The organism is Glaciimonas sp. GG7, assembly GCF_052976905.1.
This window is the reverse complement of sequence record NZ_JBRIIQ010000013.1, coordinates 15,190-28,544: the sequence shown is the minus strand read 5'-3', so window position 1 is coordinate 28,544 and position 13,355 is coordinate 15,190. Positions and strand designations below refer to the sequence as shown.

Genomic DNA, 13,355 nt, shown 5'->3' with positions numbered 1-13,355 from the left:
GGATCATCATGACCACCACCATTATCCGCGCGGCTTGCCCGCACGACTGCCCCGATACCTGCGCGCTATTGGTTACCGTCAAAGACGGCGTTGCAACAGAAGTGCGCGGCGATCCTGATCATCCAAGTACCGCTGGCGTGCTTTGTACCAAAGTGTCGCGTTATACCGAGCGGACTTATCACAAAGACCGTCTGCTCCATCCGCAGAAACGCGTTGGGGCCAAAGGCGAAGGGAAATTCGTGCGCATTAGTTGGGATGAGGCGCTCGATACGATAGCGACCCGGCTGGGCGCGATTGCCGCGCGCGATCCACAGGCAATATTGCCCTACAGCTATGCTGGCACGATGGGGCTGGTGCAGAGCGAATCAATGTCGATGCGCTTCTTCAACCGGCTCGGTGCTTCGCTGCTGGACCGTACGATTTGCGCATCCGCTGGCGGTACCGGCTACAAATATACAGTCGGGGCAAGGGTGGGGACGGATCTCGAACAATTTCAGAACGCTAAACTGATCCTAATCTGGGGCGGCAATCCAATCGCGTCTAACCTGCATCTATGGATGCGCGTGCAAGAAGCTAAACGCAACGGTGCGAAATTGATTGCGATTGATCCGTATCGCTCCCTGACAGCGGAAAAATGCCATCAACATATTGCTCTGCTGCCCGGCACGGATGCTGCATTGGCACTGGGCATGATGCACGTTTTGATTGCCGAGAATCTGTTGGACCACGACTACATTGCCAAACATACGTTCGGCTTCGATCCGTTACAAAAACGCGTACTGGAATGGCCACCAGAGCGCGTCGCCGAAGTTTGTGGAATTAATGCGCAGCAAGTCATCCAGTTAGCCCGCGATTATGGTGCTGCTGCGCTTGCCGGAGATGGCGTCGCTATCCGCATTAATTATGGTTTGCAACGGGTCCGTGGCGGCGGCATGGCGGTGCGTAATATTGCCTGCTTGCCAGCGCTGGTGGGCGCATGGCGACATCCTGCAGGTGGGGTGCAATTATCGGTCTCAGACAGCTTTCCTAAAAATTTCCAGGCCCTACAGCGTCCCGATTTGCTGAGTCGTCACGATGTGCCACCGCGCACAATCAACATGAGCACAATTGGAGACGATTTACACCGCGAAACGTCCGCCGATTTCGGACCAAAAATTGACGCACTCATTGTCTATAATTCCAACCCCGTGGCCGTCGCGCCAGAATCGCGGACCGTCGCCCAAGGCTTCGCCCGAGAAGATTTATTTACCGTTGTGTTAGAGCATTTCCAGACCGATACTGCCGATTACGCCGATATCCTGCTGCCAGCGACGACGCAACTTGAGCATGTTGATGCCCATTCCGCCTATGGTCATCTCTATATGTTGGCGAATAATCCGGCGATTACGCCGTTAGGCGAGGCCAAGCCGAATACCGAAATATTTCGTTTGCTGGCCGCACGCATGGGGTTCGATGAAGACTGTTTTAAAGAAAGCGATGACGCGATTGCCGCGCAAGCTTTTGATCGCCGTAATGAGCGTGCGATTCATTTTGATTGGGATGTCTTAAAACAAAAGGGCTGGCAGAAGTTAAATGTGCCTGATGCACCATTTGCGCACGGCGGTTTTGCCACCCCGTCAGGTAAGTGTGAGTTCTTCAGCGCCACTATGCAAGCCGATGGCCTAGACCCATTGCCAACGTATATAGCGCCGTATGAATCGGTCGCCAGCAATCCGACATTGGCGGTCAAATATCCTTTGGCGATGATTTCTCCACCAGCGCGAAATTTTCTTAATTCGAGTTTTGTCAACGTCCAAAGTCTGCGCGATACCGAAGGTGAACCGCGACTCGATATGCATCCTACTGACGCTCTGGAACGCGGGATTGTTGCAGGCGAAATGGTACGTATTTTTAATGATCGCGGCACTTTTAACGCCAAAGTCAGGATCACCGATAAGGCCCGTCCCGGCTTGGTCGTGGGGCTGTCAATTTGGTGGAAAAAATTTGCGACAGACGGTAAAAACGTCAACGAACTCACTAGCCAACGGTTAACCGATATGGGCCGTGCGCCAACGTTTTATGACGTCTTGGTTGAGGTCGAGGCGATGCGGTAAAAAAACGGTAAATATTCATCGCGGTAATGAGCGGCTGCGCCCAATTGTATGACTATGCTTAAGCCGAATGTTTATGCGTAATGACAACGCCCACCCAAGTGTGCATGTTGGTTGCTCAAAAGTAAGTGACCTCTTATTAAGAAATTTCTGAAAAAATTACGTCAAAATGCTTGCTCGCGAGGGCTATGCCCGATAGCATCTCGGTAGAATAAAACAATCGTGCTTTTTTATCCGATTATCATCTCTTGTCAGGTCTTGACCGACTTCGAGAATCATTCCATCACAAGATGCATCAATAACAACTAGAGGCTAAAGGCAAAACATGGATAAATTTTGGCTTACATCGTATCCCGAGGGCGTTCCCGCCGAGATTGATTGCACCCAGTATCGTTCTTTGGTGCATTTGATGGAGGAGGCTTTTCAAAAGTATTCGACCCGCAACGCCTACGTCTGCATGGGCAAATATCTGACCTACGCAGAGGTTGACCAGTTGTCGAAGAAAGTTGGCGCATGGTTGCAAAATAAAGGCCTGCAAAAAGGTGCCCGGGTCGCCGTGATGATGCCTAACGTTTTGCAATACCCGATTGTGATCGCGGCCATTTTGCGCGCTGGGTATACCGTGGTTAACGTCAATCCTTTATATACGCCGCGTGAGTTGGAGCATCAGTTAAACGACTCCGGTGCAGAAGCGATTTTCATTCTCGAAAATTTCGCTACAACGCTGCAGCAAGTCGTGGCGCGGACCAAGATCAAACACATCGTCGTTGCCAGCATGGGTGACTTGATGGGAGCGAAAGGTTTGCTCGTCAATCTGGTGGTGCGGCATGTCAAAAAAATGGTGCCTGTCTTTTCGCTGCCAGGATCAACGCCGTTCAATACCATGCTGTCAGACGCGTCGTCGCTCTCTTTGAAGCCGGTTGACATGACGCAAAACGACGTTGCTTTTTTGCAATATACGGGTGGCACGACTGGTGTATCCAAGGGGGCGACGTTATCGCATCGGAATCTGATTGCGAATGTATTGCAAGCTGAAGCCTGGTTGTCTCCAGGCCTCAATCAAGGTCCTAAGATCGATCAACTGGTTTTTGTCTGCGCCTTACCGCTGTATCACATCTTTGCTTTGACGGTTTGTTGCATATTCGGTATGCGCGCTGGTGCGCTCAATTTGTTAATCCCTAATCCCCGCGATATTTCTGGTCTGATTAAGGAGTTATCCAAGTATCAAATTAATACATTCCCGGCGGTTAATACGCTCTATAACGCGCTACTGAATCATCCCGACTTTTCCAAGCTCGATTTCTCCGGTTATCGGAACTGTATGGGCGGCGGTATGGCCGTCCAAAAGGCGGTTGCCGAGAAGTGGATGAAGGTCACCGGTTCCCCGATTATCGAAGGTTACGGACTGTCCGAAACGTCGCCGATTGCCTGCGCCAATCCCGCTATTATCAAGGCCTACACCGGCACAATCGGTCTGCCCATACCATCGACCGATATCATGATATTGGATGATGCAGGCATGCCGGTGGCGTTAGGTCAGCCCGGTGAAATTGCCATTCGTGGGCCGCAGGTAATGGTGGGGTACTGGAATCGTCCAGATGACACGGCACTCGTGATGACGCCGGATGGCTTTTTCAAATCCGGCGATATTGGCGTCATGGACGAGCGTGGTTACATCAAGATTGTCGATCGTAAGAAAGACATGATTCTGGTTTCTGGCTTTAATGTTTACCCGAACGAAGTCGAAGGCGTGGTGGCAGAGCATGCTGGCGTGCTCGAAGTGGCTTGCATTGGTGTGCCGGACGAGCATGCTGGCGAAGCGGTGAAAATTTTCGTCGTGCGCAAAGATCCGGCGTTGACGGCGGATCAATTGATGACTTATTGCCGGGAACAATTGACCGGCTATAAGCGACCTAAATATATTGAGTTCCGCAATGAGCTACCGAAAACCAACGTCGGCAAGATTTTGCGTCGTGAGTTGCGCGATGAAAAAGTTGTGCAAAAACAGGTGGCGTAATCTCCTTGTTTTTGTCCTGAGGCTATCTCATAAAAAATCCCTGATCTGCGTGCAGCATGATCAGGGATTTTTTTATGGCCTGCGGCGTTACCTGGACGGCATCACCATTCGGCAAAACTGCCATCTTTGTGACGCCAGATCGGATTGCGCCAGCGGTGTCCAAGCGCGGCGCGCTCTTTCACATATTCCTCATTGATTTCGATTCCCAGCCCCGGTCCTTGCGGAATCGTAACAAAGCCCTCGTTGTACGCAAATACTGAAGGATCGACGACATAGTCGAGCAAGTCATTACTCTCGTTGTAATGGATGCCCAAACTTTGTTCCTGAATGAAAGCGTTGTAGGAAACCGCGTCCACTTGCAGGCAAGCCGCCAGTGCGATGGGGCCTAGTGGACAATGCAGAGCCACGGCAACGTCGTAGGCCTCGGCCATGGTAGCGATCTTGCGGGTTTCAGTAATACCACCAGCGTGCGAGACATCGGGCTGGATGATATCGACATAGCCTTCGCTGAGTATGCGTTTGAAATCCCAGCGAGAATACAAGCGTTCGCCCAGTGCAATCGGCGTGCTGGTCAGATGCGCTAATTCTTTGAGTGCCTCGTAGTTTTCACTCAGAACAGGCTCTTCAATGAACATCAGTTTGTACTGTTCAAGTTCCTTGATCAGAATTTTTGCCATCGGCTTATGGACCCGGCCGTGGAAGTCCACGCCGATGCCGATATGCGGACCGACCGCTGCCCGCACCGCGGCGACATTGGCGAGCATCAGTTCGACTTTTTCATACGAATCGACAAACTGTAATTCTTCCGTGCCATTCATTTTGACAGCGCTAAAACCGCGTACAACCGCATCCTTAGCCGCTGCTGCCGTGTCGGCTGGCCGGTCGCCGCCGATCCAGGAGTAGACCTTGATACTGTCGCGTACCGGGCCGCCCAGCAGTTGGCTCACCGACACGCCAAGCGCTTTACCTTTGATATCCCATAACGCCTGATCGATACCAGCCAACGCGCTCATGTGGATTGCACCGCCGCGATAAAAACCGCCGCGATACAACACGGTCCAGTGATCTTCAATATTGCGCGGATCTTTACCGATCAGATAATCGGATAATTCTTCCACGGCTGCGGCCACACTGTGAGCGCGGCCTTCCACCACCGGCTCGCCCCATCCGACGATGCCTTCGTCGGTTTCTATTTTCAGAAAGCACCAGCGTGGCGGGACAATATAGGTCGTCAGTTTTGTGATTTTCATGCGTGCATCTCCTTATTTTTTGGTATTTTGATTACGCTATGGCACGCCATGCGGCGATGAATTTTTCTGCGTTCTGGCCGACCTCTTCGGCCGACATACCTGGCTTATACAAGGCTGATCCGAGCCCGAATCCAGATGCGCCCGCCGCGATAAATGCGGCCATGCCTTCTGGCGTAATGCCGCCGACCGGAACTAGCGCAACACTGGCCGGAATCACGGCACGCCATGCTTTCACGACCGATGCGCCGAGCTGCTCTGCAGGGAACATTTTGAGGATGTCGGCACCAGCGGCCAATGCTGCGAAGGCTTCCGTCACAGTCGCCACGCCGGGCGCGCAAGCTAGTCCAGCCTGCTTCGCCGCGCCGATGACGGCAGCGTCGCTGTGCGGCATGACGATGATTTCACCGCCCACACTTTTGACTTCAGCCACCATCGCCGCAGTGAGGACGGTCCCCGCGCCAACGACGCAATCGACAGGCAGAGTGGCGCGCAATATGCGGATGCTCTCAAACGGTTCAGGCGAATTTAATGGCACTTCGATGATGCGGAATCCTGCGTTGTACAGCGCCAAGCCGATAGCGGCGACTTCACCCGGTAGCACGCCGCGCAAAATCGCGATCATGCCGCAGGATCTCATTGCATTTTTTAACATGGGAATTCTTTCTGAATAGGTTGATGTATCGGTTATTCGGTCGGCGAAGAGGTCGCAGTCATTAATCCGGCTTGCATCGCCAGCATCCACAAACCGCGTTCAGTCGCTTGCGTGACGACTTCGGCGTGCGCGATTTCATACACGTCCAACGCCTGCATGTAGCGCGCGCACAAGGTTGCCTCACCGACCAGGATGATTTGTCGGGGCGGATGCGCTTGCTCTTCAAGGGACGCACGTAAGACTGCGATTTCATGGCCGATTAATAGTCCGGACAGATATTCGCGCTGCCCTGCGCCATTGAGCACGCCAGTCAATCCCAGCGTACGCGTGCTAAAAATGGTGGAGAGCACGCCAGCCCGTCCTTCTACCGTTTGCGCGACTTCCAGACCGCGTAAAAACGCTGCATTGGTCGCATCAGCGCCGGACTCCGCGTCACCGCTCATCTGCATCGTGCGACCTAAAATAGTATGCGCACACAGCGCGGCATACACCTCGCCAGTCATGAAAGTGTCGAAATGCAGAATGCGTGGTTCGGTACTGTGTTGATGCACGCGCACCCATTTGGAGTGCGTGCCGGGCAAGCCGACCAAGACATCGTCGACTTGCTTTTGATGTTGTTCGGCGCTGATGGATAATGCCCCGATGACCTGCGTTTCTTCTCCGCGCATCACGTTGGGCAGGACTGAATGTTGTATCAAGCCCGGCACAATATGGAGCGTGAATCCATCGGCTGTTTGTACGGCTTGCAAGGTGTTGCCGATGTTGTTGATGGCGATGGGGGTGGGCAAGTAGGGTGCTTCGCACCAACCTTGCATGCTGCCGACCATGCCACAGGCGATGATCGGTGCTTGTGGCGTGGTAGCCAACCAGTCGCCGCACGCTAGCCTGAATGCCAGTTCGAAGCCAGCCTTGTCGCCAAGCGCAAGCTGATCATCGGCACTGACGAGCGGCAAATGCATGATGCCCCAAGGCAGTGAGCGCAGCTCCAATACCTCGCCATTGTTCCCGAGGCGATAGGCGCGCAAGGACGAGGTGCCCCAGTCGAGCGCAATTAATTGCGTAGGACTTACGCAAAACTGCTCCAGCGGCGTTATCCCACCTGGCCGTACTAAAGTGCTGTCTTCGTCGGTCTGCCTTGTTGGAACAATTTTGCGTAAGTCCTTTTGGATCATGGTTGTCTTCATTGTTATTCAGTTATCGCACTCTAGACCTTCATATTTGGATTGTCAATATATGGAATTGAATACCAATATATGGGATTAAATCTAATTTTGTGTAGAATACGTACTACTGATTTATCAATATGGATCTGAACAATGATTAAACCGCTAACCGCAGTTGACGGGATACAAAATGGACCAACCCCCACCGGCACGCAAACCTTAATGCGTGGATTGGCGGTAGTGCAGGCAGTTGCGGCCGGTGCGCGTGATTTGATGGCAATCGCCGAAGCAGTCGGCACCACGCGCAGCACGACGCATCGTCTTGCCAGCTGTCTGGTGCAAGAGTGCTATCTGCGTTTTACCGCCAACACAGGTTACGCGTTGGGTCCAAAATTGATTGAGCTGGGTTTTCAGGCGCGTGAAGAAGTATCGCTCTCGGTGGTGGCGCGGCCATATCTGGAGTCGTTGGCCGAGCAATCGAATGACACGATTCATTTAGCCATCCGCGATGCCGACGATGTGTTGTATCTGGACAAAATCTCCGGCAAGAAGGGCTTGGAAATGCGCTCCCGTATCGGACACAGAATGCCGATTGCGACCACTGGTGTCGGTAAAGCGATGATGTTGGAGTTGCGTGAGGAGGACTGGAAAGATCTCTATCAAAAGCGCACGTTGGCCCATGCTGTCGATAGCACAAAATTATTGAAAAATACGACTTGGAGTGAATTCTTGGCGCAGATGCAACAATATGCGAGAGGCGATTTTTCTTTCGATCTGGAAGATAACGAGCCGTCGATCCGCTGTGTCGCAGCCCCGATCCGCGATGCCAGCCATGTCATCGTCGCTGCGATCAGCGTCTCCAGCACCGTGCCTTACATGCCGCATAAACGCATGCAGGCGCTCATCCCCATCGTTAAGCAGGCTGCAGCGGCGATTTCGGCCGAGTTAGGCGCTGCCAGCAGTTTCTAGCGCAACGCTGGAATCTGCCGGGGTTTGCGGCTGGAATCCGTCGCCACGTAGGTCAGCGTGGCCTCGGTTACTTTGACGGTCTCGGCCTGCAAGCGATTGCGTTCGGCGTAGACTTCTACATAGACGGTGAGAGAGGTGTTGCCGACTTTGACGATGTCGGCATAAAACGACAATAAATCGCCGACAAAGACCGGGTTTTTGAAAATGAATGAATTCACCGCAATGGTTGCCACACGGCCATTGGCGCGCCGGGTGGCCGGTAACGAACCGGCAATGTCCACTTGCGCCATGATCCAGCCGCCAAAAACGTCGCCGTACACATTGGCGTCGCTGGGCATCGGCATCACCCGCAATTGCGGCATTTTCCCCAGCGGCAACGTATGCGGATTTGTTGTGTTGTTTTGATCAGTCATTTTTGATAATTCTTTCATCCGTAAGGGCTACAATAGTCGGTTGGTCTCTAGCAGACTCTCAGCATAAACTATTCCTAAGATACTAACCATGCGTCACTATTCCACTTCAAAAGATACTGCTAATCCAGCAGCGCAGGCTGCGGCCCGATCAGTTCCCAAGCGCAGCGACTGGGTCACCTTAAAGACGCTGGTTCCCTATTTGTGGACATACAAATGGCGGGTTTGTCTGGCGCTGCTATTTTTGGTTGGCGCAAAAATGGCCAACGTTGGGATACCGCTAGTCCTCAAGCGTCTCATCGATAGCATGACCATTACACCAACGCATCCGCAGGCGATGCTGGTGCTGCCGATTGGTATTTTGGTGGCCTACGGTTTGTTACGGCTGAGTACGACGCTGTTTACCGAGTTGCGCGAATTTGTCTTCGCGCGCGTGACGCAACGCGCGGTGCGGACCATTGCTTTGCAGGTATTTCGTCATTTGCACGCGCTCTCGTTACGTTTTCATCTCAACCGCCAAACCGGCGGCATGACGCGTGATATCGAACGCGGAACGCGGGGTATTTCGTCACTGGTGTCGTACGCCTTGTTTAGCATTTTGCCGACTTTGGTTGAGATTTCCATGGTGCTGGGTTATCTCGCCATTCATTACGACATCTGGTTTTCGATCATCACCTTGGTGGCGCTGGTGACTTACATTGGGTTTACGGTCGTCGTCACTGAATGGCGCACACATTTTCGGCGCACCATGAATGCGCTCGACTCCAAAGCCAATACCAAAGCCATCGATTCACTGATTAATTATGAGACCGTGAAATATTTTGGCAATGAAGCCTACGAAGCCAAGCGCTATGACGACGGCCTGAAAGACTTTGAGACCGCAGCGGTGAAATCGCAAACCTCATTGTCGTTGCTCAACACCGGACAGTCTTTGATTATCGCCATCGCGGTGACCTTGATTTTATGGCGCGCAACGCAAGGTGTGATCGTCGGCAAGATGACGCTGGGCGACTTGGTGCTGGTGAATGCGTTCATGATCCAACTGTATATTCCGCTTAACTTTTTGGGCGTGATTTATCGCGAAATCAAACAAAGTCTGGCCGACATGGAGCGACTGTTTTCTCTGCTCGATGAGAACCGTGAAATTGCCGACAGGCCTGACGCAACACCGTTATTGACGAGCGGTGCGCAAGTCCGTTTTTCGCACGTTGATTTTAGTTACGAAAGCAACCGTCAGATTCTGTTTGACGTCGACTTTACGATCGCCGCTGGCACCACGACTGCGGTGGTCGGGCATAGCGGTTCCGGCAAATCGACGCTGGCGCGATTGCTGTTCCGTTTCTACGATATCGATCACGGAAAAATCATGATTGATGGACAGGAATTGCGCGATATTACCCAGACTTCATTACGTCAGGCGATCGGGATCGTACCGCAAGATACAGTGCTGTTTAATGACAGCATCGGCTACAACATTGCCTACGGCATGCCGGGTGCCAGCAGAGAGCAGATTGTTGCCGCGGCAAAAGCGGCGCACATCCATGACTTCATTACATCGCTACCGGACGGTTATGCATCGATGGTGGGCGAACGCGGTTTAAAACTCTCCGGCGGCGAAAAGCAGCGGGTAGCGATTGCGCGCACGCTGCTAAAAAATCCGGCTTTGCTGATTTTTGATGAGGCGACCTCTGCACTGGACTCTAAATCAGAGCAAGCAATCCAGGCCCAGCTAAAAGAAATTGCCAAAAACCGTACCACGCTGGTGATCGCGCATCGCTTGTCCACGATTGCTGATGCAGAACAGATTCTGGTGCTCGATCACGGTCGGATTATCGAACGCGGCACGCATGGGCAATTACTCGCAACGAAAGGCGCGTATGCACAAATGTGGGATCGTCAGCAGGCGCATCCGGAGGAGATTGACCCGCCTTCGGAGATTGCGCAGATGCCGTTTGCTGAGGCTTGATGGCGGCTCTTGCATGCATTCGTTCATTTGATTCTTATTCCCTATTGATATCCATGTGCCCCTATTTTTTGTGTTTGTGCCACCCCCTCTCACGGCGACTCACGTCACGATAGCGCCATGGAAAGCAAATGGTTAGAAGACTTTATTTCGTTGGCCGAGACGCATAGTTTTAGCCGTTCCGCCGAGCTGCGGCACGTCACCCAGCCAGCTTTTTCGCGCCGGATTCAATCGCTGGAGGCCTGGCTTGGTGCCGATCTGATTGATCGGACTTCGTACCCGACGCGGTTGACGCCTTCGGGTGAGGTATTTTACGAGCAGGCGTTGGAAATGCTCGGGCAGATTAATAATGCCCGTGCGCTCATGCGCGGCAAGCGCCCCACCGGATTGAGCACGGTCGATTTTGCCGTGCCGCATACGCTGTCGTTGACGTATATGCCGCGCTGGATACGTTTGCTCGAAAGCGACTTCGGCCCACTCAGCACGCGCTTGATTGCGCTCAATGTCCACGATGCCGTGATGGCGATGGTGGATGGCGGCTGCGATCTGCTGCTGTGTTATCACCATCCGCGCCAGCCGGTACAACTTGATTCCGGTCGTTACGACATGCTGACGTTGGGCAGCGAAGTGCTGCGTGCGTATGCGCATTGCAATAAAACCGGCGTGCCGGATTATCTTTTTCCGGGCAGTAGCGCAGCTCCCTTGCCATTTTTGTCTTACACCAGTAACGCCTACCTTGGGCGTATGGTGGAGTTGATTCTGGCTGACTCAAAAAAACCGTTGTATCTGGAGAAACGCTACGAAACCGATATGGCGGAGGGCTTGAAAATGATGGCGCTGGAAGGTCATGGCATCGCTTTTTTACCCGAGTCCGCTGTCACGCGAGAGGTTAAGTTAAAGCAATTGGCGCGTGTGGACGACAACGGGCAAGAGTGGGAGGCGGTCATGGAAATCCGGCTTTATCGCGAGCGCCCGACGGCGCAAAGACCGGGCAAGCCGGTGGTGGCGCGGTTGTGGGCTTACTTGTTGCAGCAGCAGGCGCTAGAGGAAAAACGGGGAGTTGGCGGTAAACGCAAAAAGCAGAAGTAGGGGCGCATAGAAATATATAGCGTGCGCGGCAAAATATGTCTCATGCAAAATTCGCATAGATACATGCGAACAAAGCATTGGAATTGCTGCGCGACGATGTTCTACGATTCGTGCCGAGATTGGTGAGGCGATCACGCCTTACCTGCATTAGTTAATTAACTTATTGCAACCTGCGGAGCGCGTTTTAACATGCCTATTGAACATCAAGTCCCTTCTTATTTATCGACCCACGGTATTGGCCCTTGGGGCGATTATCTTGAACAAATCGATCGCGTTACTCCCTATCTTGGTTCACTAGCGCGCTGGGTCGAAACCATGAAACGGCCCAAGCGAATTCTGATCGTCGATGTCCCGATCGAACGCGACAACGGTACCATCGCTCATTTTGAAGGTTACCGCGTACAGCACAATACGTCGCGCGGACCCGGCAAAGGCGGTGTGCGTTTTCATCAAGACGTGACACTGTCGGAAGTCATGGCGTTATCGGCCTGGATGACGGTTAAAAATGCAGCAGTCAACGTGCCGTACGGCGGTGCTAAAGGCGGCATTCGGGTGGATCCAAAAACGCTGTCACAGGGCGAGCTGCAACGGATGACGCGGCGCTACACCAGCGAAATCAACATCATCATCGGCCCCAATAAAGATATCCCTGCACCGGACGTGAACACCAACGAACAAATCATGGCGTGGATGATGGATACCTATTCCATGAACCAAGGCAGCACCGCCTCTGGCGTCGTCACTGGCAAGCCAATTTCATTGGGCGGTAGTTTGGGACGTCGTGAAGCGACTGGCCGCGGCGTATTTGTGGTCGGTTGTGAAGCGGCGGTGAAACGCGGCCTGGAGATGAAAGGCGCGCGCGTTGCCGTGCAGGGTTTCGGTAACGTCGGCGGTATTGCCGCCCGTTTGTTTTCGGAAGCCGGGGCCAAGGTTGTCGCGGTGCAGGATCATATGAGTACCGTGGTGCGTGAAAGCGGTCTGGATGTTGCCGCGTTGCAGGAGTATGTGTTGCAAACAGGCAGCGTTGCCGGTTTCAAAGGCGGCGAAGAAATCGCCGACCGTGCACTATTCTGGGCAACCGATTGCGACATTCTGATCCCGGCGGCATTGGAGCAGCAAATCAACGCAGAGACTGCGCTGACGATCCGCGCCAAGATCATTCTGGAAGGGGCAAATGGCCCGACCACACCGGCAGCTGACGATATTTTGCACGACAAGGGCGTATTAATTGTGCCCGACGTGATCGCCAATGCCGGTGGTGTCACCGTGAGTTATTTCGAATGGGTGCAGGATTTCTCCAGCTTTTTCTGGACCGAAGATGAAATCAACCTGCGCCTCACTCGCATCATGCGCGAAGCCTTCAGCTCAGTATGGCAACTGGCGGAAGAGAAAAAAGTATCCTTGCGCACCGCCGCCTTCATTATGGCGTGCACCCGCGTCTTGCAAGCGCGTGAAATGCGCGGTTTGTATCCTTGATGGAAGATACGCTATAGTCGTCGGTTTACTATGCGCGGCTTGCGTCGTCCTCTGTTTGGACGACGCAGGCCGCGCATACCGCTGAAGTGAATCGGCGTTTGCCGTTTTCTTCGGTCTTACTTGAAACCTGGCAGGATATCGTGATGGATGGTACGGCTGGCTTGAATATTGCTTTGTAGACATTAATGGCGATATCGGCGCATCTTTTAAGGGAGTGTTTGGTGATGGTGGAGAGCACGGCTGGCATTGGGGTTGTATTTACACATCGATTTGCAG

11 protein-coding genes are annotated in these 13,355 nt (G+C 53.1%); 6 read left to right on the top strand and 5 right to left on the bottom strand.

Features of this window, described 5'->3' with window-relative positions; all coding sequences use genetic code 11:
* Positions 1–8 precede the first annotated feature (8 nt).
* Together ACVBEF_RS05530 and ACVBEF_RS05525 are read left to right on the top strand one after the other, a co-directional pair.
* Positions 9–2,093, top strand: coding sequence for a molybdopterin-containing oxidoreductase family protein (locus ACVBEF_RS05530; RefSeq protein WP_447122941.1), 2,085 nt, complete (start codon positions 9–11; stop codon positions 2,091–2,093).
* Between the two features lie 322 nt (positions 2,094–2,415).
* On the top strand, positions 2,416–4,107 hold the full coding sequence (locus ACVBEF_RS05525) for a long-chain-fatty-acid--CoA ligase (protein WP_447122940.1): 1,692 nt from the start codon (positions 2,416–2,418) through the stop codon (positions 4,105–4,107).
* Between the two features lie 101 nt (positions 4,108–4,208).
* On the opposite strand, the gene dgoD is transcribed toward ACVBEF_RS05525, so the two are convergent.
* From dgoD to ACVBEF_RS05510, 3 genes are read right to left on the bottom strand one after another with little or no spacing between them, the layout of a single operon-like run.
* Complete coding sequence (dgoD, locus tag ACVBEF_RS05520; protein ID WP_447122939.1) at positions 4,209–5,357, bottom strand: galactonate dehydratase; 1,149 nt, start codon at positions 5,355–5,357, stop codon at positions 4,209–4,211.
* A 31-nt stretch (positions 5,358–5,388) separates the two neighbouring features.
* The gene (locus tag ACVBEF_RS05515) at positions 5,389–6,009 is read right to left on the bottom strand and encodes a 2-dehydro-3-deoxy-6-phosphogalactonate aldolase (RefSeq protein WP_447122938.1); all 621 of its coding nucleotides are present in this window, start codon (positions 6,007–6,009) and stop codon (positions 5,389–5,391) included.
* Positions 6,010–6,041: 32 nt separating this feature from the next.
* Positions 6,042–7,181 (bottom strand): 2-dehydro-3-deoxygalactonokinase, encoded by a 1,140-nt coding sequence (locus tag ACVBEF_RS05510; protein ID WP_447122937.1) that lies wholly within the window; start codon positions 7,179–7,181, stop codon positions 6,042–6,044.
* A gap of 144 nt (positions 7,182–7,325) precedes the next feature.
* On the opposite strand from ACVBEF_RS05510, the gene ACVBEF_RS05505 reads away from it, so the two are divergent.
* The gene (locus ACVBEF_RS05505) at positions 7,326–8,141 is read left to right on the top strand and encodes an IclR family transcriptional regulator (protein ID WP_447122936.1); all 816 of its coding nucleotides are present in this window, start codon (positions 7,326–7,328) and stop codon (positions 8,139–8,141) included.
* Here the strand turns inward: ACVBEF_RS05505 and ACVBEF_RS05500 are convergent.
* On the bottom strand, positions 8,138–8,554 hold the full coding sequence (locus ACVBEF_RS05500; protein WP_447122935.1) for an acyl-CoA thioesterase: 417 nt from the start codon (positions 8,552–8,554) through the stop codon (positions 8,138–8,140). The two genes, ACVBEF_RS05505 and ACVBEF_RS05500, sit on opposite strands and share 4 nt — an antisense overlap.
* Positions 8,555–8,642: 88 nt before the next feature.
* Here ACVBEF_RS05500 and ACVBEF_RS05495 point away from each other — a divergent pair, with 88 nt between their 5' ends.
* The 3 genes from ACVBEF_RS05495 (at position 8,643) to ACVBEF_RS05485 (ending at position 13,079) form a co-directional block, all read left to right on the top strand.
* Positions 8,643–10,517 (top strand): ABCB family ABC transporter ATP-binding protein/permease, encoded by a 1,875-nt coding sequence (locus ACVBEF_RS05495; RefSeq protein ID WP_447122934.1) that lies wholly within the window; start codon positions 8,643–8,645, stop codon positions 10,515–10,517.
* A gap of 117 nt (positions 10,518–10,634) precedes the next feature.
* Positions 10,635–11,603 (top strand): LysR family transcriptional regulator, encoded by a 969-nt coding sequence (locus tag ACVBEF_RS05490; RefSeq protein ID WP_447122933.1) that lies wholly within the window; start codon positions 10,635–10,637, stop codon positions 11,601–11,603.
* 189 nt (positions 11,604–11,792) lie between these two features.
* Entirely contained in the window at positions 11,793–13,079 is a 1,287-nt protein-coding gene (locus tag ACVBEF_RS05485; protein ID WP_447122932.1) for a Glu/Leu/Phe/Val family dehydrogenase, read from the top strand.
* 28 nt (positions 13,080–13,107) lie between these two features.
* Here ACVBEF_RS05485 and ACVBEF_RS05480 read toward each other — a convergent pair whose 3' ends face one another.
* Positions 13,108–13,317, bottom strand: coding sequence for a hypothetical protein (locus ACVBEF_RS05480; RefSeq protein ID WP_447122931.1), 210 nt, complete (start codon positions 13,315–13,317; stop codon positions 13,108–13,110).
* Positions 13,318–13,355: the final 38 nt, after the last annotated feature.